Below are 24,594 nucleotides of genomic sequence, written 5' to 3'. Positions count from 1 at the left end.
CCGCCTCAGAAGCGCTGCGCGGCCTCGGCGAGCCGCGCCTGCACCGCCGGCTCGAACCAGAAGTCGAGGAAGGCGCGATCGGCCTCGGCGCCGCCGCCGGCCTCGTAGGCGGCGAGCACGCCCGCCGTGCGCTGCGCCTTGAGCTGCGCCAGCGCCGCCGCGGGCAGCGCGGCGAGGGCCTCGGCGCGCTGGTGCGCACGGGCCACCGCCCCCTCCACCTCCGGCACCACCTCGTCCACGATCCCGGCGGCGCGCGCCGCCTCGGGGGTCAGGAACTCGCCGTGGTAGAGAAGCTCGGTGGCGCGGCGATCGCCCGCCACCTGGCGCAGCACGAGGTCGGCGAGCAGCGGCACCGGCAGGCCCAGCCGGACCTCGTTGAGGCCGATCAGGCGCCGGCCCGCGGCCATGACACGAAAGTCGCAGGCCAGCGCCAGCACCGCCCCGCCCGCGGTGGCGTGCCCCGTCACGGCGCACACCGTCGGCCGCGGAAAGGCGTAGAGGCGGCGCACGAGGGCGCAGAAGCGCATCCAGAAGGGCTCCATCTCGGCGCGCCCAAGCCCCAGCAGCTCCGGCAGCGCCAGACCGATGGAGAAGAACTTCTCGTTGCCGGCGAGGATCACGGCGCCGGCGTCGACGCAGCCGTCCAGCGCCTGCTCCAGCGCCTCCACGAGGGCCGGGCCGATGGCGTTGACGGTGCCGTGGGCGAGCCGGATCGCGGCGACGTCGCCGCGCCGTTGGATCTCCAGCATGGACATGGATCCGCTCCGTGGCGATGGGCCGGCGGGCGATTATACCGGGGCCGCGGCCTGCGACCCGGCCGCGGGGGCAGGCGCCGCGACGACCCGGTTCCGCCCCTCGGCCTTGGCCCGGTAGAGGGCCTCGTCGGCCCGCCGGATCGCCGCCTCCATGTCCTCCCCCGGCGCCCGCAGCGCCACCCCGGCGCTGACGGTGACCGCGATCTCGCCCTGCGGCGTCGCGATCCGCATCTGCTCCACGTGGCGACGCAGCCGCTCGGCGCATGCCACCGCACCCTCGAGGTTCGGCTCCGGCAGCCACACCACCATCTCCTCGCCGCCGAGTCGCACCTGCACATCGGTGGGCCGCGTGTCCTCGAGGATGACCCGCGCCACGGCCTTGAGCACCTCGTCGCCCGCGGCGTGGCCCCAGGTGTCGTTGACGCGCTTGAAGTGGTCGATGTCGAACAGGACCACGGCGAGGCCCTGGAGGCGCCGGCGCTCGCAGGCCTCGATGAGGACCTTCACCGCCTCTTCCATGTAGAGGCGTGTGTAGAGCCGCGTGAGGGGATCGCGGATCGCGCGCTCGTAGAGCTCGCGCAGGTAGCGGGCGCGCTGCACCAGGTAGAGGGTGCCGAGCACGATCACGCCCCAGAGCGGCAACGCGAAGCCGAGGCTCTGGACGAAGAGCGGCCAGCGCTCCGGCACCGGCTGCAGGGTGAGGGTCTGCCAGCGCGTGCCCGGGACCGGCGCCGCCGAGACCACGAGCCGGTGCCCATGGTCCGCCCCGCCCCCTGCGGCCGCGCCGCCGCCCTCCGCGGCGGCATCGTCGTGCGCCTCGGCGGCCCGTGCCCCGTCCGTGCCGTGCGCCTCCTCCGCATCGCCGGGCTCGGCTCCGTGCTCCGGCTCGTCGCCGTGGTCGTGGCCGTGGAGGGCGTCGAGCTCGGGCAGGCGCTGCGCGAGCTCGAGGATCACCGCGCCCTCGTGCTCGATGCGGCGGCGCACCGCCAGCGGGTCGGGCAGACGCCCGCCGTAGGGGGACTCGGAGAGGATGCGCGCGCGCACGGTGGGGTCCAGCGTCCCGAGGGTGTGCAGGCGCAGGCTGGACGCCGTTCCCGCCGCGACCACCCCGTACTCGTCCAGCAGGGCCAGCACGCTGCCCGGGTGGGTGGCCGCCAGCTCGGCGCCGGACAGCATCTCCACCGGGTACTCCAGCACCGCCAGCACCGCCTTCCCCGACCCGCCATCCAGGGCGGTGGCCATGTGGATGACGAGCTCGTCGCCGCCGTCCTCGGTGCCGATCCAGTTGGCGTGGCCGTGCTCGAGCGCCCGCCGCAGATAGGGACGGGGCGGATGGGTGGTGCCCGGCCGCACCCGCTCCGGGTCCGAGGAGGCGAGCACGAGGCCGTCCGCCGTCAGCAGTTCCGCCCCCTCGGCGCCCACCGTGGCCACGAAGCGCTGCAGATAGGCGACGGCGCGGATGCGCGCGCGCAGGTCGGTGGGCCGCGCGGCGAGCTCGCGCATGGGCTCGGCCAGCGCCATCGAGCGGGCGAGCGCATGCATCAGCCCGATGCGCCCGGAGACGTAGGCCTGGTAGGCGCCCGCGGCGTGGTGCTGCTGGTGGGCGGTCTCCTCGCGCAGGCGCTGCTCCGACCACAGCCACGCCCCGACGACGACGGCGACGCCGGCGACGGCGAACCAGAGCAGGAGGACCCATCGCGGCACGGGCAGCCCGCGCGGCTGGGCATGAAGCACGGCGATCTCCCCCTGTCGGTGCCCCGCGTCCGCGGGGCGGGCGACGGACCGGAGTCTACAGGCGCGGCATCAGCGCCTCAAGCAGCCGGCCCACGTGGCCCATGCCGGTCTCGAGGTTGCGGCGGATCTCGTCCATGCCGATGGGCCCCTCGCCGCGTCCCGCGGCCCAGTTGGCGACCACCGCGCAGGCGGCGTAGCAGAGGCCCGCCTCGCGGGCGAGGGCGGCCTCCGGCATCCCGGTCATGCCCACCATGTGGCAGCCGTCGCGCTCGAGGCGGTCGATCTCGGCCGCGGTCTCGAGGCGCGGGCCCTCGGTGGCGGCGTAGGTCCCGTGCGGGCTGAAGGGCACGCCGGCGGCCTCGGCGGCCTCGATCAGGCGTCGGCGCAGCGCCTCGCAGTAGGGCTCGGTGAAGTCGACGTGGACCACCTCCTCCAGGTCGTCCTCGAAGAAGGTCTGCGCCCGCCCGTGGGTGTAGTCGATGATCTGGTCCGGGATCGCGAGCCGCCCCGGCGCGAGGTCGCCGCGGATGCCGCCCACGGCGGCCACCGCCAGCACCCGCTCCACGCCCGCGTCCTTCAGGGCCTGGATGTTGGCGCGGTAGTTGACCCGATGCGGCGGGATGGTGTGGCGCTCGCCGTGGCGGGCGAGGAAGATCACCTCGCGCCCGTGCAGCCGCCCGAGGAGCAGCGCCGAGGAGGGGCTGCCCCAGCGGGTGTGCACCACCCGCCGCTCCGTGAGCTCGAGGCCGGCAAGCCGCGTCAGCCCGGTGCCGCCGATGATCGCCAGCGCGGCCACGGCTCAGTGCCCCCCGTCGATGGCGCGGATGCCGCCGAGCCCGCGCAGATAGCCCTGGTAGTCCATCCCCTCGCCGAAGACGTAGCGGTCGGGGACGTCGAGCCCCACGAAGTCGACCCGCATCCCGTGCTTGCGCTCGTGCCGCTTGTTGACCAGGACCGCGGTCAGGACCTGCGCCGCGCCGGCGGTGCGGCAGTGCTCGACGATGGCGCGCAGGGTCAGGCCCTCGTCGAAGATGTCGTCCACCACCAGCACCGTCTCCCCGGCGAGAGGGGTCGTCGGCTCGGCGAGCCAGTGCAGCTCGCCGCCGCGGGTGGCGCCGCGGTAGCGGGTCGCGTGCAGGTAGTCGAGGCGGTAGGGGAAGTCGAAGCGGGCGATGAGCTTGGCCGTCGGCACCAGCCCCCCCATCATGACGCACAGCACCAGCGGGTCGCTCGCGCCGATGCGCTCGCGGATCTCCGCCGCCATGCGGTCGTAGGCCGCCTCCACCGCGGCGGCGTCGTGGATGAGCTCGGCGCCGCCCAGCGTCGCCTCCAGCGCCTCTCGCGAAAGGTGCATGCCGGTCCCCCGCGTCGTGCCGAAGGCGGGGCATTATAGACGCAGATCGCCGACGCCGCCCGCCGCTTGCAGCAGGTGCGCGGGGCAGCCGCGGCGGCAGTCGCTGGCGCCGAAGCCCGCCACCGGCACCGCGAAGCCGCCCCGCGCGAGCAGGGCCTGCACCAGCGCGCACTCGTCGCCCTCCGGGACGAGCAGCGGCTCGTGCCAGCGGCAGGCCGGGTGCAGCAGCAGCGCGTCCACGTGCCAGTGCCGCCGCCCCGCGCCGGCGAGGGCGAGCCGGCGGTGCCGCGCGACGCGCGCGGCGAGCCCGCCCCGGGCGCTGCCGGCATAGACGTAGCCGCCCGCCGGCAGCCTGTGCCGCCCCAGCCGTCCCACCGCCACGGTCACCGGCACCGCAAGCTCCAGCCGCAGCAGGTAGGCGCCGCCGCTCACGGACGCAGCAGGTCCGCGATCGCCGCCCCGGCCCGGTCCACCGCCTCGCGCCCGGCCGCCACCGCCTCGGCGGCGCGGTGGAACTCCATCAGCGCGATGCCGCCGACGCGCGGGGCGAGCAGCAGGTCCGGCGGATCCCCGGCCATGCGGCTGCGGGTGATGCGGTACTGCATGATGTGGATGCTGCGCAGGACCACGTCGATCAGCGACGGCCCATCCTCCCGCTGCAGGCGCCGCCGCAGCTCCTCGGCGCCGAGGCGCAGCAGCGCCCGCAGCCGCCCGGTCTCGCCCTCCTCCTCGTCGTCCCCCTCCGCCGCCGGGCGCTGCGGCGGCCGGCGCATGAGGTCGGCGTTGAGGTCCACGGCGATGACGAGGTCGGCGCCGAGGGCCCGACAGAGGGAGACCGGCACCGGATCCACCAGCCCGCCGTCCACCAGCAGCCGCCCGTCGCGCGCCAGCGGCGTGAACAGCCCCGGCAGGGCGATGGAGGCGCGCACCGCCTCCAGCAGCGAGCCCTCGCGCAGCCACACCTCGCGTCCGCTCTCGATGTCGGTGGCGGTGGCCCCGAAGGGGCGCTCCAGCGCCTCGATGGGGCGGTCCTCGAAGTGGCGGCGGAAGAACTCGAACAGCCGCCGCCCGCCGATGAGGCCGCCGTTGAAGGCCGGGTCCAGATAGCCCACCACGTCCTGCCAGCGCAGGGTCTCCACCCAGCGGTGCAGCCGCTCCAGCTGGCCGGCGGCGAAGGCGCCCCCCACCAGCGCGCCGATGGAGGTCCCGGCGACGACGTCGGGGACGATGCCCCGCTCGGCGAGGGCCTCGAGGACGCCGATGTGGGACCAGCCGCGGGCCGCCCCGCCGCCGAGGGCGACGCCGATGCGGGGCCGGCGCCTCACCGCTGCGCCCCAAGGCCGAGCCCGGCCAGCTCCACCGGCTCGGGCACGTGCACGGTGGTGGTGGGGAAGGCCACCTCGGCGCCGTGGCGGCGGATGATGTCGTGGATCCGGAGCAGCACGTCCTCCTTGACCTCGTGGTAGCGCACCCACTGCGTGGTCCGGGTAAAGCAGTAGACGAAGAAGTCCAGCGATGAGGGTCCGAACTGGTTGAAGTGCACCATCAGGGTCTGGTCCTGCGCGATCTCGGGGTGCTCGCGCAGCATGCGCCGGATGTCCTCTAGGATCGCCGGCACCTTGTCCACGTCGTCGTAGCGCACGCCGATGGTCTCGTGGATGCGCCGGTGCGTCATGCGCGAGGGGTTGACCACGGCGATGCTGGTGAAGGTGGCGTTGGGGACGTAGATGGGCCGCTTGTCGAAGGTGCGGATCTGGGTCAGGCGCCAGCCGATGCGCTCCACCGTGCCCTCGATGTCGCGGTCGGGCGAGTAGATCCAGTCGCCCACGGCGAAGGGGCGGTCGAGATAGACCATGAGGCCGCCGAAGAAGTTGGCCAGCAGGTCGCGCGCGGCGAAGCCCACGGCGATGCCGCCGATGCCGCCGAAGGCGAGGACGCCCGAGATGCTGAAGCCCAGCGTCTGCAGCATCACCAGCGCCGCGGTGATCACCACCGAGACCCGCAGCAGCTTCGCCACCGCGTCTACCGTGGTGCGGTCCACGCCCTCGCCGCGGGCGAGCCAGGCTTGCTCGAGCCCGTTGACGAGCCGGATGAGGAACCAGGCGAGCGCGCCGATGACGCCGATCTCGCGCAGCGGCTCGGCGGCGTCGAAGATCACCGCGCCCGTGGCCTCGCGCACGATGCGCGCGGCGAAGGCGAGGCCCACGACCCAGATCGCCAGGCTCAGCGGCCGCCGCGCCGCCTCGATCATGGCGTCGTCCCAGAGGTTCTCGGTGCGCTCGAGGCGCGCGGCGAGCCGCGCCAGCAGCCGCCGCTGCACGAAGTTCACCACCATCACCGCGAGGACGACGACGAAGACCTGGCCGATCCAGCCCCACTGTCCCTCGAGCACGCGGAATCCCCGCAGGATCTCCATCGGGTCCATGGCCCCCCCTTTTCCGCCTCAGCCGTCGAGCTCCAGCTCCGGCGCCTCCACCAGCGCCGCCAGCGCCGCCCGCGCCGCCTCCCGATCGCCCGTCCACGGGCGCACCGGATGCCCGTGCAGGCGCGCAAGACGCAGCCGCGCCGCCGGATCCGCGTGCCCCTCGAGCGCCCGCGCCGCGGCCCACTGCGCCTCGCGGTCGTTGGCCACGATCACCAGGTCGCACCCCGCCGCCACCGCCGCCCGCGCCCGCGCCGCCGCATCCCCCGCCCACGCCGCCGCGGCCATGGAGAGGTCGTCGCTCACCACCGCCCCCTGGAAGCCGAGCCTCCCCCGCAGCACGCCGCCGATCCAGCGGCGCGAGAAGGTGGCGGGCGCATCGTCCACCGCCGGGTAGCGCACGTGCGCGGTCATCACCGCGGCGAGACCGTGGGCGGCCAGGCGCTCGAAGGGCACGAGGTCGGCAAGCGCGAGCTCGGCGAACGCGCGCCGGTCCTCGGGCAGCTCGCGGTGCGAGTCCGCGGTCACGCCGCCGTGTCCCGGGAAGTGCTTGGCGACCCCCTCCACCCCTGCGCCGCGCAGCCCGCGCAGGAAGTCGCCCGCGAGCAGCGCCACCGCCTCCGGATCGGCGGCGAAGGCGCGATCCCCGATCACCCCGCCGGCGTGGCGCCCGAGATCCAGCACCGGCGCGAAGTCGAGGCCGATCCCCACCGCGCGCAGTTCCTCGCCGGCGATGCGCCCGGCGGCCTCGGCGAGCCGCCGCGCCCGCGCCGGCTCGCGCCGCCACAGCGCCCCCAGCGCCGCCGCCGGCGGCAGCGCCGTGAAGCCGTGGCGGAAGCGCTGCACGCGCCCGCCCTCGTGGTCCACCGCCACCAGCAGCGGCGGGCGGCGCACCGACTTGATCTCGGCCACCAGCGCCGCGAGCTGCCCGCGGTCGACGTAGTTGCGCCCGAAGAGCAGCACCCCGCCCACCGCGGGATGGGCCAGCAGCTCGCGCTCCTCCGCCGCGAGCGCCGGCCCCGCCAGGTCCACCATCACCGGCCCGGGTCCCATGGCGGGGATTATGCGGGCCGGGCCGCGGCGCCACCAGCGCGCAGGCGCACGTCCAGCGCGTCGCGCAGGGCGTCGCCGAGGCGGTTCACCGCCAGCACCACGAGCGCGAGCGCCGCCCCCGGGGCGAGCACCAGGTGCGGCGCCACCAGCATGTAGCGCACGCCGTCGCGGATCATCGCCCCCCACGAGGCCTGCGGCGGCTGCACCCCGAGGCCGAGGAAGGACAGCCCCGCCTCCGCGATCACCACCGCGGCGACGCCGAAGCTCGCCTCCACCAGCAGCGGCGCCAGCGCCAGCGGCAGCACGTGCCGGAGCAGAATCCGGGCGTGCCCGGCGCCGAGGGCGCGCGCCGCGGCCACGTGTTCGCGGCTGCGCAGCGACATCGCCTGCGCCCGCACCAGCCGCGCGTAGCCCACCCAGCCGGTGGCCGCGAGGGCGACGACCACGTTGGCGAGCCCCGGCCCGAGGATCCCGGCCAGGGCGATCGCGAGGAGGATGCCCGGAAACGCGAGGAAGACGTCGATCAGCCGCGCCAGCACGAGATCGATCCAGCCGCCGGCGTAGCCCGCCACCAGCCCCACCGCGGCGCCGACGACGGCGGAGAGGGTCACCACCGCGGCGGCGGCGAGGAAGGAGGTCCGCGCCCCCGCGACGAGCCGGTCGAGCACCGGGCGGCCGAGCTCGTCGGCGCCGAGCAGCCCCGCCTCCCCGCCCGGCGGGGCGAGGATGCGCGCCAGCTCGATGCGGTCGGGCTCCAGCGGGAGCCACGGCGCCGCCAGCGCCGCCAGCGCCCACAGCAGCAGCACCGCGCCGGCGAGCGGGGCCTCGCGCAGGGCCGCGCCGGCGCCCCTCATCGCCCCTCCCGCACGCGGGGGTCGATCCAGGCGTAGGCGAGGTCGGTGAGCGTGTTCACCGCCACGTAGGCGAGGGCGATGACGAGGACGCAGCCCTGCACCAGCGGGTAGTCGCGCCGCCGGATCGCCTCCACCGTGAGGCTGCCGATCCCCGGCCAGGAGAAGACCGTCTCGGTGATCACCGCCCCCGCGAGCAGCGCACCGAGCTGCAGCCCGAGCAGCGTCGCCACCGGCAGGAGGGCGTTGCGCAGCCCGTGGCGCAGGATCACGGCCCGCTCGGGCAGCCCCTTGGCCCGCGCCGTGCGGATGTAGTCCTCGGCCAGCACCTCCAGGAGCGAGGCCCTGACCATGCGCGCCAGCACCGCGGCCAGCCCTGTCCCGAGGGTCAGGGCCGGAAGCACCAGCGAGGCCGGCCCCTCGCGTCCGCTCACCGGCAGCCACCCGAGCCGGAGCGAGAAGAGCAGCATCAGCAGCGGCCCGAGCCAGAAGTTGGGGATGGAGATCCCGGCGAGGGAGAAGGCCATCGCGGTGCGGTCCGGCCAGCCGCCGCGCCGCACCGCCGCCACCACCCCCAGCGGCAGGGCCAGCAGCAGCGCCACGGCGAGGCCCGCCGCGGCGAGCTCAAGGGTCGCGGGGAGCCGCTCGGCGACCAGCTCGGCGACGGGACGGCGGGCGTAGAGGGAGACGCCGAGATCGCCCCGCGCGAGCCCGCCCAGATAGGCCGCAAGCTGCTCCGCGAGCGGGCGGTCGAGGCCGAGGTCGCGGCGCAGCGCGGCGCGGTCGGCCGCCGTCGCGCCCTCGCCCAGCATCGCCTCCACGGGGTCGCCGGGCACCAGGTGGATGAGGAGAAAGACCACCAGCACCACGCCCGCCACCACCACCGCCGCGCTCCCAAGCCGCGCCGCGATCATCGCCCCTTCCCCCCGGCGTCCATGGGGCGGATTCTACCAGCGGGGCTCAGGCCGCCCGCGGCAGGCCCGGACCGGGCGCCCCGCCCGCGCCGCCCTGGCGGCGCAGCCAGTCGAGGACCGCCGGCCCCGCCCGCACCCCGAGCCGGCGCAGGCCCTCGTTGCCGAAGAGGACGTTGAACTCGAGCAGGAAGGGATGCCCGTCCACCCAGGCGACGTCGAAGCCCGCGTGGTCCACCCCGAGGGCCCCGGCCACCCGCGCCACCAGGGCGAGGGCCTCCTCCGGCACCCCCGTCCCATCCACCGCGGCGCCGCGGGCGACGTTGGTGGGCTGCCCGCGCTCGCCCACCCGCCAGTAGGCGGCGAGCACCCGGTCGCCCACCCACACCACGCGCAGATCCCGGTCGATGGGCAGGTACTCCTGGGCGTAGAGGGTCTCCTCCCCCTGCGCCCAGGCCAGGAGCTCGGCGCGACGCGCCACCACGCGCACGCCCTCGCCGCGTGCCGAGCGCGGCCGCTTCACCACCAGCGGCAGCCCCAGCACCTCCAGCGCCTCCTCCACCGCCTCCGGCCCCGCGGGGCGGATCAGGGTGCGCGGCACGTGGGCCGGGGCGACCAGCTGCAGGGCCCGCGTCTGCACCACCTTGCTCGCCCCGAGGCGGTAGGCCGCCGGAGCGGGGAAGACGCGCGCGCCGAGGGCGTGCACCAGCAGGTCCACCATCCACCCGGGCGGGAACAGCACCCAGTCCGCCCCGTCGAGGCAGGCGGGGTCGCGCAGCACCGCCTCCGGCTTGACCCAGCGCACGCCGGGAAGCTCCAGGGCGCGGAACGGATCCAGCGAGACCAGCTCCATGACCGGTGGCGCCGATGGCAGGCACGACGGCGCGCGCATTGTACCCGCCGCCGCGCGCGGGGGAAGCGGGACGGCCGCATCCGGGTATCATCCGCGCCATGCACCGGGAACCGGCGCTCCAGGACGCCCTCTGGTGGGCCACCGCCCCGCCCGCCCCCGCCGCTCCGCCCCTGGAGGGCGAGGCGGAGGCCGACGTGGCCGTGGTCGGGGCCGGCTACACCGGCTGCTCGGCGGCGTTGCACCTGGCCGGGGCCGGGTGCTCGGTGGTGCTCCTCGAGGCCCGCTGCATCGGCTGGGGCGGCTCCGGGCGCAACATCGGCCTCGTCAACGCCGGCCTCTGGCTCGACCCCGACGAGGTGGAGCGGCGCGCCGGGCCCCGCCACGGTCCGCGCCTGGTCGAGGCGCTGGGGGCGGCGCCGCGGCTCGTCTTCGCGCTCATCGAGCGGCACCGCATCGCCTGCGAGGCCGAGCGGCGGCCCGTCGCCCGCGCCGCCCACGACCGCCGGGCGCTCGCCCGCCTGCAGGCCCACGCGCGGCAGTGGCAGCGCCGCGGCGCGGCGGTGGAGGTGATCGACGCCCGCCGCACCGCCGAGCTCACGGGTGCCCGCGGCTACGCCGGCGGCATCCTCGATCACCGCAGCGGCACCGTGCAGCCGCTGGCCTACGCCCGGGGGCTCGCCGCCGCCGCGGCGCGCGCCGGCGCGCGCGTGCACGAGGCGACGCCGGTGCTGCGCCTCGCCCCCGCGGGCGACGGCTGGCGGCTGGAGACGCCGCGCGGCACGGTGCGCGCAGGGCGCGTCCTTCTCGCCGGCAACGCCTATGCCGAGGGCGCCCTGCCGGGGCTCGACCGGGCCACCGTCCCCGTGGGCTGCTTCGCCTGCGCCGGGCCGCTCCCGGCCGAGGCCGCGGGCATCGCCGCCCACGCCTTCTACGACACCCGCCCCGCGATGCTTTTCGCCCGCCGCGACGCCGCCGGCCACCTCCTCCTCGGCAGCCTCGGGCGGCTGCCCGCGGACGGGGCCGAGGCCTGGCTGCGGCGCGCCTGGCGCCTGCTCTTCCCGGGGCTTGCGCCGCCGCGCTGGCGCCACCGCTGGGCCGGCACCCTGGGCTTCACCCCCGGCAACCTCCCGCGCCTGCACCAGCCGGCGCCGGGGCTCTACGCCGTGCTGGGCTACAACGGCCGCGGCATCGGCCCCGGCACCCTCTGGGGCCGGCTCCTCGCGCAATGGATCCTCGGCGCGTGCGGGGCCGACGACCTGCCCCTGCCGGTGACGGCCCTGCGGCCGGTGCCGGCGCGCGCCCTGCGCGCCGCCGCCTGGGAGTTCGCCTTCCGCGCCGCGCGGCTCGCCCACCGGCCGCGCTAGGGCGCCGCGGGCGACGATCCCTTGCCCGCCGCGGGCCGGGGGCCTAGGCTTGGCCCATGCGGGGTGTGGTGGTGACGGCGGTGCTCCTTGCCTGTGCGCCCGCGGGGGCGGCACCCGGTGGCGAGCGCATCGCCGCGGCGCGCTATGCCGAGGTCCTCTGCCTCGAGGCCGCCGCCGAGGCGGAGCTGCTCTCGGCCCGCATCGCCCGGGACGCGGGCCTCGCCGGTGCCGACGCCGTGGCCCGCCCGGCCGAGCGCCGGCGCCGGCTCGGGCACCTCGAAGGCGCGCTGCGCCGGGCGCTGCCCGGCGCCGTCGCGCCGCTTCGTCCGTACCTCGAGCGCCGCGCGCGCAACCTCGGCCGCGCGGCCTGGATGGCGCACCTGCGCGGCGGGGAGGGGGCGGGCGCGCCTGCCGCGGCGTGCGGCTCGGATGCCCGCGCCCTCTACCGCAGCGGCCGGGCCTTCCGGCTCCTGGCCGAGGGCGGCCTCACGCCCCCGCCGGCGGTGACCCTGGAGGCGGTGCGCGCCGCCGCCGAGGCGCGCATCGGCCGGCGTCCCGGGCCGCCGCCGCGCGGTGCCGGGGGCCCGCCGTGATCCCGCGCCTGCGGCGCCTCGCCCTCGCCTCGGCGGGCGCGCTCCTTGCCGGTTGCACCGGCCTGCACGAGCGCTACGGCTACGGGCGCGTGGCCCCGGCCGACACCGACATCCCGGAGCAGGACATCGCGGTGGTGCTGCCGCCCGGGGCGCCCTCCATCAGCCAGCGCTACCGCCCCCTCGACCGCTACCCCGGCCTGCGCGAGGGCGGCGCGCCTCACGAGGGCATCGACCTCTTCGTCCTCGACGGCACGCCGGTGCTGGCGGCGGCCCCGGGGACGGTGGCCGACACCGGCCTCTCGCCCATGTACGGGCGGACCGTCGCCCTGGTCCACGGCCCCCTCGCCGAGGCCGGCGACGGCGGACACCTCTGCACCCGCTACTACCACCTCGGCCGCATCGACGTGCGCGCGGGCGAGGCGGTGCGGCGCGGCCAGCCCATCGGCCGCTCCGGCCGTTCCGGGCTGCTCGCGGGCGGCTTCCCGCACCTGCACTTCGAGGTCCGCCGCTGCGACGCCCGGGGCCACGACCGGGGCCATGTCAACCCGCAGCGCTTCTGGGTCGACGGCGTCGGGCGGGTGACCTGCTTCGATCCGCGCCGGCGGTGGCCCGAGGCCCCGGTGCGGCTCACCTATCCGGCCCCCTGCCGCGGCATCCCGTGGCCGCCGATCCCCTGAGGGCGGCGCTCAGGCCGCCTCCTCGCCCGCGTACTGCGGCATCCGGTCGAAGTTGAGGTAGCGGTAGATGGCCTCGGCGCGCTCGATCACCGGGCGGACCCGCTCCAGGTACTCCTCGGGGCTCGGCAGCCGCCCCAGCGCCGCCGCCACCGCCGCCAGCTCCGCCGAGGCGAGGAAGACCTTGGCCCCCCGGCCCATGCGGTTGGGGAAGTTGCGCGTGGAGGTGGAGACCACGGTGGCCTCGTCGGCCACGCGGGCCTGGTTGCCCATGCACAGCGAGCAGCCGGGCATCTCCATGCGCGCCCCGGCGCGGCCGAAGACGCTGTAGTAGCCCTCCTCCACCAGCTCGGCCTGGTCCATGCGCGTCGGCGGCGCGATCCAGAGCCGGACCGGCACCTGCCCCCCGGCCGCCTCGAGGACGTGGGCGGCGGCGCGGTAGTGGCCGATGTTGGTCATGCACGAGCCGATGAAGACCTCGTCGATCCGGGTGCCGGCCACCTCGGAGAGCGGGCGGACGTCGTCGGGGTCGTTGGGGCAGGCGAGCAGCGGCTCGGTGATCTCGGCGAGATCGATCTCGATCACCGCCGCGTACTCGGCGTCCGCGTCCGGCTCGAGCAGCTGCGGATCGGCGAGCCAGGCCTCCATGGCCTCGATGCGCCGGCGCAGGGCGTCGGCGTCGCGGTAGCCTTGCGCGATCATCCAGCGCAGCAGCGCCACGTTGGAGCGCAGGTACTCGATCACCGGCTCCTTGTCGAGCCGCACGGTGCAGGCCGCGGCGGAGCGCTCGGCGGAGGCGTCGGCGAGCTCGAAGGCCTGCTCCACCTTGAGCTGCGGCAGCCCCTCGATCTCCAGGATGCGGCCGGAGAAGACGTTCTTCTTGCCCTCCTTGGCCACCGTCAGCAGCCCCTGCTGCAGCGCGGCGTAGGGGATGGCGTTGACGAGGTCGCGCAGGGTGATGCCGGGGCGCATCTCGCCCTTGAAGCGGACCAGCACCGACTCCGGCATGTCCAGCGGCATCACGCCCATGGCGGCGGCGAAGGCCACCAGGCCCGAGCCCGCGGGGAAGCTGATCCCGAGCGGGAAGCGGGTGTGGGAGTCGCCGCCGGTGCCCACGGTGTCGGGCAGGAGCATGCGGTTGAGCCAGGAGTGGATGATGCCGTCGCCCGGGCGCAGGGCGACGCCGCCGCGCTCGACGATGAACTGCGGCAGCGTCTTGTGGGTCTGCACGTCCACCGGCCGGGGATAGGCCGCGGTGTGGCAGAAGCTCTGCATCACGAGGTCGGCCTGGAAGCGCATGCAGGCGAGCTCCTTGAGCTCGTCGCGGGTCATGGGGCCGGTGGTGTCCTGCGAGCCCACCGTGGTCATGCGCGGCTCGCAGTAGGTGCCCGGACGCACCCCCTCCACGCCGCAGGCCCGGCCCACGATCTTCTGCGCCAGGGTGTAGCCGCGGCCGGTGTCCGCGGGCTGGCGCGGCCTGCGGAAGACCTCGCTCTCCGGCAGCCCCAGGTGGCGGCGCGCCCGCGCCGTGAGGTTGCGGCCGATGATGAGCGGGATGCGCCCCCCGGCGCGCACCTCGTCCAGGAGCACCTCGGTCTTGAGGGCGAAGGTGGCGACGGTCTCGCCGGCCTCGTTCTCGATCCGGCCCGCGTAGGGCAGGATCGTGATCACGTCGCCGGTCTCGAGCCCCGAGACGTCGCACTCGATGGGCAGCGCCCCCGAGTCCTCGAGGGTGTTGAAGAAGATGGGCGCGATCTTGCCGCCCAGCACCACCCCGCCCTGGCGCTTGTTGGGCACGTAGGGGATGTCCTCGCCGATGTGCCAGAGCAGGGAGTTGGTGGCCGACTTGCGCGACGAGCCGGTGCCCACCACATCGCCGACGAAGGCCACCGGATGGCCCTTGCCGCGCAGCCCGGCGATGGTCTCCAGCGCCCCCGGCATGCGGTTCATGAGCATCGACTGCGCATGCAGCGGGATGTCGGGCCGGCTCCAGGCCTCGGAGGCCGGCGAGAGGTCGTCGGTGTTGGTCTCCCCCGGGACCTTGAACACCGTCACCGTGATCCGCTCCGGCACCGGCGGGCGCGAGGTGAACCACTCGGCCTCCGCCCAGGCGCGGATCACCGCCTCGGCGTGCGGGTTGTCCGCCGCCTTCGCCGCCACCGCATCGAAGGCGTCGAAGACCAGCAGCGTCCCCTTGAGGGCGCGCGCCGCGGCCTCGCCAAGCAAAGCATCGTCCAGCAGCGCCACCAGCGGCTCGATGTTGTAGCCGCCCAGCATGGTGCCCAGCAGCTCCACCGCCCGCTCGCGCGAGATCACCGGGCAGGTGCGCTCGCCCCGCGCCACCGCGGCGAGGAACTCGGCCTTGACCCGGGCGGCCTCGTCCACGCCGGGCGGCACCCGCTGCGTGAGCAGATCCAGGAGGAAGGCCTCCTCGCCCGCCGGCGGGTCGCAGAGCAGCTCCGTCAGGGCGCGGACCTGCGCGGCATCCAGGGGCAGCGGCGGCACGCCCTGCTCGGCGCGCTCCTCGACATGCTTGCGGTAGGCTTCGAGCACCGTCCAGACCTCCCTACGATGGCGACCGGGCGCCGCCCGGCGGCGGCGCGGGCATAATTATAAGTTAATCGTGCTTTATGCCAAGTTATGGCGAATCCCCGGCGGGAGCGCTGTTGTATCATGTTGCGCCCTTCGATCAAGCCCGTGCGGGCAGTCCCGGGAGGAGCCATGGACCGCGCCAGCCTCACCGCCCTCTCGCCGGTGGACGGCCGCTATGCCGCCGCCACCGAGGAGCTGCGGCCCCTGTTCAGCGAGTACGGCCTCATCCGCCACCGCGTCCTCGTGGAGGTGCGCTGGCTCCAGGCCCTCGCCGCCGAACCGGCCATCGCCGAGGTGCCCCCGCTCTCGGCCCACGCCCGGGAGCTGCTCGAGCGCCTCGCCCTCGGCTTCACCGAGGACGACGGCCGCCGGGTCAAGAACATCGAGGCGAGCATCAACCACGACGTCAAGGCGGTGGAGTACTTCATCAAGGAGCGCATCGCCGGCAACGACGAGCTCGCCCGCATCGCCGAGTTCGTCCACTTCGCCTGCACCTCCGAGGACGTCAACAACCTCGCCTACGCCCTCATCCTGCGCGAGGCCCGAAGCCAGGCCCTGCTGCCGGCCATGGACGAGCTCATCGCCGCCCTGCGCGAGCTCGCCCACGCCCTCGCCGAGCAGCCCATGCTCTCGCGCACCCACGGCCAGCCCGCCTCGCCCACGACCCTGGGCAAGGAGCTCGCCAACTTCGTCCACCGCCTGCGCCGCCAGCGCGCCCAGCTCGCCGCGGTGCCGGTGCTGGGCAAGATCAACGGCGCCGTCGGCAACTACAACGCCCACGTCGCGGCCTACCCCGAGGTGGACTGGCCGCGTCTCGCCGAGGGCTTCGTCGCCGGCCTCGGCCTCGAGTGGAACCCCTACACCACCCAGATCGAGCCCCACGACTGGATCGCCGAGTACCTGGACGCCCTCGCCCGCTTCAACACCGTGCTGGTGGACCTCTGCCGCGACCTCTGGGGCTACATCGCCCTCGGCTACTTCCGCCAGCGCGTGGTCGCCGGCGAGGTGGGCTCCTCCACCATGCCGCACAAGGTCAACCCCATCGACTTCGAGAACGCCGAGGGCAACCTGGGCATCGCCAACGCCCTCGCCGACCACCTCGCGCGCAAGCTGCCGGTCTCGCGCTGGCAGCGCGACCTGACCGACTCCACGGCGCTGCGCAACCTCGGGGTCGTGGTGGGCCACTCGCTGCTCGCCTACCGCGCCTGCCTGCGCGGGCTCGGCAAGCTCGAGGCCGACCCGGAGCGGCTCGAGGCCGACCTCGCCCAGGCCTGGGAGGTGCTCGCCGAGGCGATCCAGACCGTGATGCGCCGTCACGGCGTCGACCGCCCCTACGAGCGGCTCAAGGAGCTGACGCGCGGGCGGCGCATCGACGCCGGGGCGCTGCGCGAGTTCGTCCTCGGCCTGCCGATCCCGGAGGCGGCGCGGGCGCGGCTGCTCGCCCTGACCCCGCGCGACTACGTGGGGCTCGCCGCGGAGCAGGCCCGCGCCGTATGAGCGAGGCGGCGGCGCAGCCCGCGGCCATCGCCGCCGGGCGCCTCGGCGAGACCCGCGGCCCCATCGCCGTCACCACCCTCGAGGCCCACCGCCTGGCGGTGCTGCGCCTCGCCGCCCAGGCCCGCCGCGAGCTCGCGATCTTCAGCCCGGCCCTCGATCCGCGCGTCTTCGACCACGAGGGGCTGGCCGAGGCGGTGCGGGCGCTGCTGCTGCGCAGCCCCCGCGCCCGGGTGCGCGTGGTGGTGCAGGATGCGGCGCCCGTGGCGGCGCGCGGCCACCGCCTCCTGCGCCTCGCCTGGCGGCTGCCGAGCCGGATGGAGATCCGCCGCGCCGGCCCCGACCACCAGGGGCTCGACGAGGCCTTCGTCCTCGCCGACGAGACGGGCGTCCTGGAGACCGAGCACGCCGAGCGCTACGAGGCCGTGCTGGACTTCTGCAACCCGCCCCGGGCGCGGGCGCTGCGGCTGCGCTTCGAGGAGATCTGGGCGCAGGCGGAGCGCGACCCGAACCTGCTTCGCCTCGACCTCTGAGCGCGACCCTCAGCCGCCCTCGGCCCAGGCCGCGCGCACCCGCGTCCGGTGGAGGGCGAGCCACTGGAGCGCGATGATGCTGTAGGAGGCCTCGATCCAGCCGGCCTCGATGCCGGCCAGCGCTTCCGCGAGCGGCAGGACGTGGCTGCGGATGTCCTCGCCCTCCTCGGCGAGGCCGAACACCCCCCCTGCGGCGGGCGCCCGCACCCGCGCGAGATAGAGCAGGATCCGCTCCGAGCTCGCCCCGGGGCTCGTGTAGAACCGCCCCAGCGGCCACAGCGCCGTGGCCTCGCAGCCCGTCTCCTCGCGCACCTCGCGCCGCGCCACCGCTTCCGCCGACTCGCCGTGGTCGAAGACGCCGGCCACGATCTCCAGCAGCCAGGGACCGGCCGGATGCGCGAGGGCGCCGACCCGGAACTGCTCCACCAGGACCACGGCGTCGGCCGCAGGGTCGTAGGGCAGCACCGCCACCGCCTCGCCGCGAACGAAGAGCTCCCGCATCAGGGGCGGGCTCTCGCCGCCGCCGAAGAGGGCGTGGCGAAGGTGCAGGCGGTCGAGGCGGAAGAAGCCGTCGTGGCAGGTCTCGCGGGCGAGGACGCGGACGTCGCCCAGGCGGAAGCGGGGACGGAACACCGGCACCCCCCTCAGCGCACCACCGTTTCGATGCCGAGGCCGAGCCGGGCGGCGAGCTCGGCGAAGCCCGGGAACGAGGTCGCCACCGCGGCGCAGTCGCGCACCAGGACGGTGCCCTCGGCGCGCAGCGCCGCCACCGCCATGGCCATCGCCACGCGATGGTCGCCGTGGCTCCAGACGCTGCCGCCGCGGATGCGCCCGCCGCGGACGACGATGCCGTCCGGCAGCGGCCGGGCCTCGATCCCGACCCCCTGGAGGGCCTCGGCCATGGCGGCGATGCGGTCGCTCTCCTTGACCCGCAGCTCCGCGGCGCCGCGCAGCACGGTCTCGCCCTCGGCGCAGGCGGCGGCGACGAACACCGCCGGGAACTCGTCGATGGCGAGCGGCACCCACTCCGGCGGGATCTCGATCCCGCGCAGGGGGGCGTGGCGCACACGCAGGTCGGCCACCGGTTCGCCGCCCGCCTCGCGCGGGTCGAGGACCTCGATCTCGGCCCCCATGGCGCGCAGGATGTGGAGGACGCCGGTGCGCGTCGGGTTGACGCCGACGCCCCGCAGCTCCAGCTCCGAGCCCGGGGCGATGGTGGCGCCCACGAGGAGGAAGGCGGCCGAGGAGAGGTCCCCGGGCACCAGCACCCGCCGCCCGCGCAGCCGCGCCCCGCCCTCGACGCAGGCCGTGCCGTCGCCGAACCGGACGGGGGCGCCGAAGGCGGCCAGCATGCGCTCGGTGTGGTCGCGGGTCGGCGCCGGCTCCACCACGCAGGTGCGCCCCTCGGCGTAGAGCCCGGCGAGCAGCAGCGCCGACTTGACCTGGGCGCTGGCCACCGGCATCGGGTAGTGGATCCCGGCCAGCCGCCGGCGGCCGCGGATGACGAGGGGCGCCGTGCCCTCGGGGGTGGTCTCGATGCGCGCGCCCATGAGCTGCAGCGGCTGCGTCACCCGCCGCATGGGGCGGCGGCGCAGGGAGGCGTCGCCCGTGAGCACGGTGTCGAAGGGCTGGGCCGCGAGCAGGCCCGCGAGCAGGCGCATGGAGGTCCCGGAGTTGCCGAGGTCGAGGGGGCCCTCGGGCGGGCGCAGGCCGTGGAGGCCGACGCCGTGGACGCGGATGCACCCCTCGCGCGGCCCTTCGATCTCCACCCCCATGGCGCGGAAGGCGGCCACGGTGGCGAGCGCATCCTCGCCCTCGAGGAAGCCCTCGGCCTCGGTGGTGCCCTCGGCGATGGCGCCCAGCATCACCACGCGGTGGGAGACGGACTTGTCCCCGGGCACCTCGACGCTGCCGCGCAGGCGGCCGCCGGGGGCGACGCGGTAGTCGATGCGCGCCACCGTCACCCTCCCCCGCGGCCGAGGACGTGGGCGTCGCGCGCCGCCTTGGCGCGGCGGAAGGTGGCGAGGAGGGTCTCGCCGTCGCCGGCCTCGACCGCGTCGGCGAGCCGCGCCAGATCCGCCTGGAAGCGGCGCAGCATCCCCAGGAGCGCCTCGCGGTTGGCGAGGCAGATGTCGTGCCACATCACCGGGTCGCTGGAGGCGATGCGGGTGAAGTCGCGAAAGCCCCCGGCGGCGTAGCGGAAGATCTCCTCGTGCCCCTCGAGACGGGCGAGGGCGTCCACCAGGGCGTAGGCGAGCATGTGCGGCAGGTGGCTGGTGGCGGCGAGGACGGCGTCATGGTGCGCCACCTCCATGGTCTCCACCACGGCGCCTGCGGCCTCCCACATGCGCCGCACCCGCTCCACCGCCGCAGGGTCGGTCTCCGCGACCGGGGTGAGCAGCACGCGGTGATCCTCGAACAGCTCGGCGAAGGCCGCCTCGACGCCGCTGCGCTCGGTGCCGGCGATGGGGTGGCCGGGCACGAACCAGCGCGGGATCCGGCCGAAGACCGCGCGCGCGTCGGCGATCACGCTGGCCTTGGCGCTGCCCACGTCGGTCACCACCGCATCGGCCGCGAGCGCCGGCGCCGCCGCCGCCAGCACCGCCCGCATCGCCCCCAGGGGCACGGCGAGGACCACGAGGTCGGCGCCCGCCACCGCCGCCGCGGGGTCGGTCTCGGCGCGGTCCACCACGCCCAGCTCCACCGCACGCGCCAGATGGGCCGGATCGCGCCCGCAGCCGACGATCTCCCCCACCGCCTCGGCGCGGCGCAGGGCGCGCGCCAGCGAGCCGCCGATGAGGCCGACGCCGAGGACCGCGAGCCGCCGCGCCACCGCCATTCAGAGGCTCCTGCCCACGGCCTCGGCGATGGGCGCAAGCTCCTGCATCAGCCGCGCCATCTCCTCCGGCGAGAGGGCCTGGTCGGCGTCGGACCAGGCCTCGGCCGGACGCGGGTGCACCTCCACGAGCAGCCCGTCGGCACCGGCGGCGACGGCGGCGCGGGCGAGCGCCGGCACCATCCACGCCTTGCCGCCGGCGTGGCTGGGATCGACGATCACCGGCAGATGGGTCTCGCGCTTGAGCACCGGCACCGCGGTGACGTCCAGCATGTTGCGGTAGGCGTTCTCGAAGGTGCGCACGCCGCGCTCGCAGAAGATGATGTTGTGGTTGCCGGCGGCGGCGATGTACTCGGCCGCCATCAGCCACTCGCTCACCGTCGCCGACAGCCCCCGCTTGAGGATCACGGGCCGGTCGATGCGGCCCACCTCCTTGAGCAGGGTGAAGTTCTGCATGTTGCGGGTGCCGATCTGGATCACGTCGACCCCGTGCTCCAGGAAGACGTCGAGGTCGCGCGCGTCCATGAGCTCGGTGACCACCGGCAGGCCGTGCGCCCGCGCCGCCTCCACCAGCAGGCGCAGCCCCTCGACCCCGAGGCCCTGAAAGGTGTAGGGGCTGGTGCGGGGCTTGAAGGCGCCGCCGCGCATGAGGCGGCAGCCCGCCGCCGCCACCGCCGCCGCCGCGGCCTCCATCTGCTCGGCGCTCTCCACCGAGCACGGCCCGGCGATGACCTGGATCTGCCGCCCGCCGATGGGCACCCCGGCGACGTCGATGACGGTGTCCTGGGGCTGCCACTCGCGGGAGACGATCTTGTAGGGCTTGAGCACGGGGAGGACGCGCTCGACCCCGGGCAGGGCCTCGAGCTGCTCCACCTCCAGGCGGCGCTCGTCGCCGATGACGCCGATGATGGTCCGCTCGACGCCGCGCGAGATGTGCGGGCGCATCCCGAGCTGGTCCAGCTTGCGGGCGACGGTGTCGATCTCCTCGTCGCCCACCTGCGGCCGCATGATGATGATCACGTCTGCCTCCTCGCCCTGGTCGGGCCCGCGGTCCGGGCGCTCAGAGCACCCGGCCCAGCGCCTCCAGCGCGCGCCGGTTCTGCGCCTCGGTGCCCACGGTGATGCGCAGGTGCCCGGGCAGGCCGTACTCCTCCACCGGGCGCACGATCACCCCCTCGCGCAGCAGCGCCTGGAAGACCTCCGCCGCCGGCCGCCCCACGTCCACGGTGACGAAGTTGCCCACCGAGGGGATCCAGTGCAGGCCGAGGGCGCGCAGCCCCTCCTCCAGCTGGCGCATCCCGGCGCGGTTCATGGCCACCGAGCGGGCGACGTGGTCCGCGTCGCCGAGCGCGGCCACCGCCGCGGCCTGCGCCGGGTGGTTGACGTTGAAGGGCTGGCGCACGCGGTTGAGCAGGTCGGCCACGTCCGGGTGCGACAGCGCGTAGCCGACGCGCAGGGCGGCGAGCCCGTGGGCCTTGGAGAAGGTGCGCGTCACCACGAGGTTGGGGAAGCGCCCGAGCCAGCGGCTGGCGTCGGGATAGTCCGGCTCCTCCACGTACTCGAAGTAGGCCTCGTCCACCACCGCGATCACGTGCCGCGGCAGCTCCGCGAGGAAGCCCTCCAGTTCGGCCGCCCGCAGCCAGGTCCCGGTCGGGTTGTTGGGATTGGCCACGTAGACCACCCCCGTGGCCTCGCCCACCGCCGCCCGCATCGCCTCCAGGTCGTGGCCGCGGCGCGGCCCGCGGCTTCCGTCGTGGGCCGGCACCATGCGCGGGACGGCGTTGGCGGCGAGGGTGGACAGCCAGTAGACCACGAAGCCGTGCTCGGAGAAGACCGCCTCCCGCCCCGGGCCCAGGAAGACGCGGGCGACGAGGTCGAGGACGTCGTTGGAGCCGTTGCCCAGCGTGATGCAGGCCGGGTCCACGTCGTGACGGGCGGCGATGGCGGCCCTGAGCTCGAAGCCGTTGCCGTCGGGATAGAGGCCGGCCTCGGCCAGCGCCGCACGCGCGGCCTCCAGGGCGCGCGGGCTCGGCCCCAGGGGGTTCTCGTTGGAGGCGAGCTTGACCGCGTCGCGGATGCCGAGCTCCCGCTCGAGCTCCGAGAGCGGCTTGCCCGGCTGGTAGGGTCGCAGGCGGCGCACGCCCTCGTGGGCCAGTCGGAGAAAGGCGTTGTCGGTCATGACGGTTCCCTTGCCGCAGTCACAGGACGGCCCGCGGATACGAGCCGAGGACACGGAACAGCGAGGCCTCGCGCTCGAGCTCGGCCAGCGCCGCCGCGACCTTGTCCTCGCTGCGGTGCCCCTCGACGTCGACGAAGAAGACGTAGTCCCAGAGCCCCCGGCGCGAGGGCCGCGACTCGATCCGCGTCATGCTCACGCCGTGGCGCGCCAGCGGCTCGAGGAGCCGGAACAGGGCCCCGGGGCGGTTGGGCGCGGAGAGCAGCAGCGAGGTCTTGTCGTTGCCGCTCGGCGGCACCTGCTGGCGCCCGATGACGAGGAAGCGGGTGGTGTTCTCCGGCTCGTCCTCGATGTTGGAGGCGAGGATCCTGAGGCGGTAGATGTGGGCCGTGGCCTCGCCGGCGATGGCCGCGGCGCGGGTCTCGCGGCTTGCGCGGCGCGCGGCCTCGGCGTTGCTCTCCACCGCGATGCGCTCGGCCTGGGGCAGGTGGGCGTCGAGCCACTCGCGGCACTGGGCGAGCGACTGGCGGTGGGAGTAGACCCGCCGGATGTCCTCGATGCGGCCGCCCACCGCCATCAGGTAGTGATGGACGCGCAGTTCCACCTCGCCGCAGATGTAGAGCGGCGAGTTGAGGAAGCGGTCCAGGGTGTGGCTGACCATGCCCTCGGTGGAGTTCTCCACCGGGACCACGCCGTAGTGGACGCTGCCCGCCTCCACCTCGCGGAAGACCTCGTCGATGGTGGGCAGCGGGCGGCTGCGGATGGAGTGGCCGAAGTGCTTGAAGGCCGCAAGCTGCGTGAAGGTCCCCTCGGGCCCGAGGAAGGCGACGTTGAGGGGCTGCTCGAGGGCGAGGCAGGCCGACATGATCTCGCGGAAGAGCCGCGCCATCTCCTCGTCCGAGAGCGGGCCGCGGTTGCGCTCGAGGACGCGGCGCAGGATCTGCGCCTCGCGCTCGGGGCGGTAGAAGAAGGCCTCGGCGTCGCCGGCCTCCTTCTTGATCTCGGCGATGCGCCGGGCGCACTCGGCCCGGCGCGTGATGAGCGCCTGGATCTGCTCGTCCAGGCGGTCGATCTCCTCGCGGATGCGGCCGATCTCGGCCTCGCGCGCCGCCTCCCGCTCCTCGCCCATGCCCTTCCCCCTCAGGCCGCCGCCGGGATCAGCCGCACCGAGAGCACCCCGTCGATGGCGCCGATGCGCTCGATCACCTCGGGCGGGATCTCGCCCTCCACGTCCACCAGCGTCACCGCGATCTCGCCCCGCGACTTGTTGATCATGTCGGCGATGTTGAGCCCGGCCTCGGCGAGATCGGTGGAGATCTGCCCCAGCATGTTGGGGATGTTGGCGTTGACCACCACGAGGCGCGGGCAGCCCGCCGCGCGCGGCATCTGCACCTCGGGGAAGTTGACCGCGTTGCGCACCTGGCCGTTCTCGAGCCAGTCCCGCACCTGCTCGGCCACCATGACCGCGCAGTTCTCCTCCGCCTCCACGGTGGAGGCGCCGATGTGGGGCAGCGCCACCACCCGCGGGTGGTCCTTGATGCGCGGGCTCGGGAAGTCGCAGACGTAGGCGTGCAGGCGCCCCGCATCGAGGGCGGCGAGCACCGCCTCCTCGTCCACGATCTCGCGCCGCGCGAAGTTGAGCAGCACCGCCCCCGGGCGCATCAGCGCCAGGCGCTCGGCGTTGATCTTGTGCCGGGTGGTCTCGGTCAGGGGCACGTGCAGGGTGACGAAGTCGGAGCGGGCGACGAGGTCGTCCGGGCTGTGCGCCTGCGCCACCTCGGAGGAGAGCTGCCAGGCCCGCTCGACGGTGATCTGCGGGTCGTAGCCCAGGACCTTCATGCCCAGGCGCAGGGCGGTGTTGGCCACCTGCACGCCGATGGCGCCGAGGCCGATCACCCCCAGCGTCCGCCCCGGCAGCTCGAAGCCGCGGAAGCGCTTCTTGCCCGCCTCCACCTCCCGCTCCATGGCGGCCTCCTCCCCCTCGAGGCCGCGCACGTAGTGCCAGGCCTGGCAGATGTTGCGGGCGGCGAGGAGCATGCCGGCGAGGACCAGCTCCTTGACCGCGTTGGCGTTGGCGCCGGGGGCGTTGAAGACCGGGATGCCGCGCCGGGTGAGCTCCGCCACCGGGATGTTGTTGACCCCGGCGCCGGCGCGCGCCACCGCCTTCACCGTGGGCGGGATCTCCATCCCGTGCATGTCGGCCGAGCGCACCAGGATCACGTCCGGGTGCGCGATCTCGGAGGCCACCTCGTAGCGGTCCCGCGGCAGCCGCTCCAGCCCCTTGACAGAGATGTTGTTGAGCGTCAGTACCTTGTACACGATTCTTCGCGTCCTTTCGGAACACGGCACACCGCCGGACCTGCGGCGCGCGAGGGCGCGCCCGCCGCCGCGATTATACG

The 24,594-nt window shown here is 75.2% G+C and carries 24 protein-coding genes; 5 read left to right on the top strand and 19 right to left on the bottom strand.

What is annotated here, in order from left to right; genetic code table 11:
- Window positions 1-5 precede the first annotated feature (5 nt).
- The 11 genes from EDC57_RS07540 to EDC57_RS07490 form a co-directional block, all read right to left on the bottom strand.
- The gene (locus EDC57_RS07540; RefSeq protein WP_170165067.1) at window positions 6-749 is read right to left on the bottom strand and encodes an enoyl-CoA hydratase/isomerase family protein; all 744 of its coding nucleotides are present in this window, start codon (window positions 747-749) and stop codon (window positions 6-8) included.
- A 39-nt stretch (window positions 750-788) separates the two neighbouring features.
- Window positions 789-2,459 (bottom strand): GGDEF domain-containing protein, encoded by a 1,671-nt coding sequence (locus EDC57_RS07535; protein ID WP_170165066.1) that lies wholly within the window; start codon window positions 2,457-2,459, stop codon window positions 789-791.
- A gap of 85 nt (window positions 2,460-2,544) precedes the next feature.
- Window positions 2,545-3,285: an S-methyl-5'-thioinosine phosphorylase gene (locus EDC57_RS07530; protein ID WP_123401265.1), complete on the bottom strand. Its 741-nt coding sequence runs from the start codon at window positions 3,283-3,285 to the stop codon at window positions 2,545-2,547.
- Between the two features lie 3 nt (window positions 3,286-3,288).
- Entirely contained in the window at window positions 3,289-3,843 is a 555-nt protein-coding gene (locus tag EDC57_RS07525) for a hypoxanthine-guanine phosphoribosyltransferase (RefSeq protein WP_123401264.1), read from the bottom strand.
- A gap of 33 nt (window positions 3,844-3,876) precedes the next feature.
- The gene (locus tag EDC57_RS07520; RefSeq protein WP_123401263.1) at window positions 3,877-4,275 is read right to left on the bottom strand and encodes a GIY-YIG nuclease family protein; all 399 of its coding nucleotides are present in this window, start codon (window positions 4,273-4,275) and stop codon (window positions 3,877-3,879) included.
- Entirely contained in the window at window positions 4,272-5,168 is an 897-nt protein-coding gene (gene rssA / locus EDC57_RS07515; protein WP_123401262.1) for a patatin-like phospholipase RssA, read from the bottom strand. The genes EDC57_RS07520 and rssA overlap by 4 nt, the downstream gene beginning before the upstream one ends.
- Window positions 5,165-6,268, bottom strand: coding sequence for a mechanosensitive ion channel family protein (locus EDC57_RS07510; protein ID WP_211331924.1), 1,104 nt, complete (start codon window positions 6,266-6,268; stop codon window positions 5,165-5,167). Before EDC57_RS07510 ends, rssA begins: the two co-directional genes overlap by 4 nt.
- A gap of 18 nt (window positions 6,269-6,286) precedes the next feature.
- Entirely contained in the window at window positions 6,287-7,318 is a 1,032-nt protein-coding gene (nagZ, locus tag EDC57_RS07505) for a beta-N-acetylhexosaminidase (protein ID WP_123401261.1), read from the bottom strand.
- An 8-nt stretch (window positions 7,319-7,326) separates the two neighbouring features.
- Window positions 7,327-8,172, bottom strand: a complete 846-nt coding sequence (locus EDC57_RS07500) for an ABC transporter permease (RefSeq protein ID WP_123401260.1) — start codon at window positions 8,170-8,172, stop codon at window positions 7,327-7,329.
- On the bottom strand, window positions 8,169-9,083 hold the full coding sequence (nikB, locus tag EDC57_RS07495) for a nickel ABC transporter permease (protein WP_123401259.1): 915 nt from the start codon (window positions 9,081-9,083) through the stop codon (window positions 8,169-8,171). Before nikB ends, EDC57_RS07500 begins: the two co-directional genes overlap by 4 nt.
- Window positions 9,084-9,129: 46 nt before the next feature.
- The gene (locus tag EDC57_RS07490; protein WP_123401258.1) at window positions 9,130-9,933 is read right to left on the bottom strand and encodes an ATP-grasp domain-containing protein; all 804 of its coding nucleotides are present in this window, start codon (window positions 9,931-9,933) and stop codon (window positions 9,130-9,132) included.
- Between the two features lie 98 nt (window positions 9,934-10,031).
- Between EDC57_RS07490 and EDC57_RS07485 the strand changes: the two genes are divergently transcribed.
- From EDC57_RS07485 to EDC57_RS07475, 3 genes are read left to right on the top strand one after another with little or no spacing between them, the layout of a single operon-like run.
- The gene (locus tag EDC57_RS07485; RefSeq protein ID WP_123401257.1) at window positions 10,032-11,297 is read left to right on the top strand and encodes an NAD(P)/FAD-dependent oxidoreductase; all 1,266 of its coding nucleotides are present in this window, start codon (window positions 10,032-10,034) and stop codon (window positions 11,295-11,297) included.
- A gap of 56 nt (window positions 11,298-11,353) precedes the next feature.
- A complete protein-coding gene (locus EDC57_RS07480) occupies window positions 11,354-11,890 on the top strand; it encodes a hypothetical protein (RefSeq protein WP_148051439.1) in 537 nt (178 codons plus the stop codon).
- The gene (locus EDC57_RS07475; protein WP_123401255.1) at window positions 11,887-12,567 is read left to right on the top strand and encodes a M23 family metallopeptidase; all 681 of its coding nucleotides are present in this window, start codon (window positions 11,887-11,889) and stop codon (window positions 12,565-12,567) included. Before EDC57_RS07480 ends, EDC57_RS07475 begins: the two co-directional genes overlap by 4 nt.
- A 9-nt stretch (window positions 12,568-12,576) precedes the next feature.
- Here the strand turns inward: EDC57_RS07475 and acnB are convergent, their stop codons facing one another.
- A complete protein-coding gene (acnB, locus tag EDC57_RS07470; RefSeq protein WP_123401254.1) occupies window positions 12,577-15,117 on the bottom strand; it encodes a bifunctional aconitate hydratase 2/2-methylisocitrate dehydratase in 2,541 nt (846 codons plus the stop codon).
- A 168-nt stretch (window positions 15,118-15,285) separates the two neighbouring features.
- Here acnB and purB point away from each other — a divergent pair, with 168 nt between their 5' ends.
- Window positions 15,286-16,653, top strand: a complete 1,368-nt coding sequence (gene purB, locus EDC57_RS07465) for an adenylosuccinate lyase (RefSeq protein WP_123401253.1) — start codon at window positions 15,286-15,288, stop codon at window positions 16,651-16,653.
- Window positions 16,650-17,183, top strand: a complete 534-nt coding sequence (locus EDC57_RS07460; protein ID WP_123401252.1) for a DUF7931 domain-containing protein — start codon at window positions 16,650-16,652, stop codon at window positions 17,181-17,183. The genes purB and EDC57_RS07460 overlap by 4 nt, the downstream gene beginning before the upstream one ends.
- Window positions 17,184-17,192: 9 nt before the next feature.
- Here EDC57_RS07460 and EDC57_RS07455 read toward each other — a convergent pair whose 3' ends face one another.
- Genes EDC57_RS07455 through EDC57_RS07425 form a run of 7 tightly spaced genes read right to left on the bottom strand, consistent with a single transcriptional unit; the run spans window position 17,193 to window position 24,514 of the window.
- On the bottom strand, window positions 17,193-17,816 hold the full coding sequence (locus tag EDC57_RS07455) for an NUDIX domain-containing protein (protein ID WP_245995173.1): 624 nt from the start codon (window positions 17,814-17,816) through the stop codon (window positions 17,193-17,195).
- An 11-nt stretch (window positions 17,817-17,827) separates the two neighbouring features.
- Window positions 17,828-19,141 carry a 3-phosphoshikimate 1-carboxyvinyltransferase gene (gene aroA, locus EDC57_RS07450; RefSeq protein WP_211331923.1) on the bottom strand — a complete coding sequence of 438 codons (1,314 nt, stop codon included), beginning with the start codon at window positions 19,139-19,141 and terminating at the stop codon, window positions 17,828-17,830.
- 2 nt (window positions 19,142-19,143) lie between these two features.
- Entirely contained in the window at window positions 19,144-20,016 is an 873-nt protein-coding gene (locus tag EDC57_RS07445; protein WP_123401846.1) for a prephenate dehydrogenase/arogenate dehydrogenase family protein, read from the bottom strand.
- Between the two features lie 6 nt (window positions 20,017-20,022).
- Complete coding sequence (aroF, locus tag EDC57_RS07440; RefSeq protein WP_123401251.1) at window positions 20,023-21,039, bottom strand: 3-deoxy-7-phosphoheptulonate synthase; 1,017 nt, start codon at window positions 21,037-21,039, stop codon at window positions 20,023-20,025.
- A 40-nt stretch (window positions 21,040-21,079) separates the two neighbouring features.
- A complete protein-coding gene (gene hisC, locus EDC57_RS07435) occupies window positions 21,080-22,198 on the bottom strand; it encodes a histidinol-phosphate transaminase (protein ID WP_123401250.1) in 1,119 nt (372 codons plus the stop codon).
- 19 nt (window positions 22,199-22,217) lie between these two features.
- The gene (pheA, locus tag EDC57_RS07430; protein ID WP_123401249.1) at window positions 22,218-23,324 is read right to left on the bottom strand and encodes a prephenate dehydratase; all 1,107 of its coding nucleotides are present in this window, start codon (window positions 23,322-23,324) and stop codon (window positions 22,218-22,220) included.
- A gap of 11 nt (window positions 23,325-23,335) precedes the next feature.
- The gene (locus EDC57_RS07425; RefSeq protein ID WP_123401248.1) at window positions 23,336-24,514 is read right to left on the bottom strand and encodes a phosphoglycerate dehydrogenase; all 1,179 of its coding nucleotides are present in this window, start codon (window positions 24,512-24,514) and stop codon (window positions 23,336-23,338) included.
- Window positions 24,515-24,594: the final 80 nt, after the last annotated feature.

This window comes from Inmirania thermothiophila, assembly GCF_003751635.1.
Classification (GTDB): domain Bacteria; phylum Pseudomonadota; class Gammaproteobacteria; order DSM-100275; family DSM-100275; genus Inmirania; species Inmirania thermothiophila.
This window is presented reverse-complemented; position numbering and strand designations above follow the sequence as displayed.

What these genes read in the sequence shown, in the direction of transcription:
- EDC57_RS07540 (WP_170165067.1), bottom strand. Translation starts at nt 749, where the DNA reads ATGCTGGAGATCCAACGGCGCGGCGACGTCGCCGCGATCCGGCTCGCC.
- EDC57_RS07525 (WP_123401264.1), bottom strand. Translation starts at nt 3,843, where the DNA reads ATGCACCTTTCGCGAGAGGCGCTGGAGGCGACGCTGGGCGGCGCCGAG.
- EDC57_RS07510 (WP_211331924.1), bottom strand. Translation starts at nt 6,268, where the DNA reads ATGGACCCGATGGAGATCCTGCGGGGATTCCGCGTGCTCGAGGGACAG.
- nagZ (WP_123401261.1), bottom strand. Translation starts at nt 7,318, where the DNA reads ATGGGACCCGGGCCGGTGATGGTGGACCTGGCGGGGCCGGCGCTCGCG.
- EDC57_RS07500 (WP_123401260.1), bottom strand. Translation starts at nt 8,172, where the DNA reads ATGAGGGGCGCCGGCGCGGCCCTGCGCGAGGCCCCGCTCGCCGGCGCG.
- nikB (WP_123401259.1), bottom strand. Translation starts at nt 9,083, where the DNA reads ATGATCGCGGCGCGGCTTGGGAGCGCGGCGGTGGTGGTGGCGGGCGTG.
- EDC57_RS07490 (WP_123401258.1), bottom strand. Translation starts at nt 9,933, where the DNA reads ATGGAGCTGGTCTCGCTGGATCCGTTCCGCGCCCTGGAGCTTCCCGGC.
- EDC57_RS07485 (WP_123401257.1), top strand. Translation starts at nt 10,032, where the DNA reads ATGCACCGGGAACCGGCGCTCCAGGACGCCCTCTGGTGGGCCACCGCC.
- EDC57_RS07480 (WP_148051439.1), top strand. Translation starts at nt 11,354, where the DNA reads ATGCGGGGTGTGGTGGTGACGGCGGTGCTCCTTGCCTGTGCGCCCGCG.
- purB (WP_123401253.1), top strand. Translation starts at nt 15,286, where the DNA reads ATGGACCGCGCCAGCCTCACCGCCCTCTCGCCGGTGGACGGCCGCTAT.
- EDC57_RS07460 (WP_123401252.1), top strand. Translation starts at nt 16,650, where the DNA reads ATGAGCGAGGCGGCGGCGCAGCCCGCGGCCATCGCCGCCGGGCGCCTC.
- hisC (WP_123401250.1), bottom strand. Translation starts at nt 22,198, where the DNA reads ATGACCGACAACGCCTTTCTCCGACTGGCCCACGAGGGCGTGCGCCGC.
- pheA (WP_123401249.1), bottom strand. Translation starts at nt 23,324, where the DNA reads ATGGGCGAGGAGCGGGAGGCGGCGCGCGAGGCCGAGATCGGCCGCATC.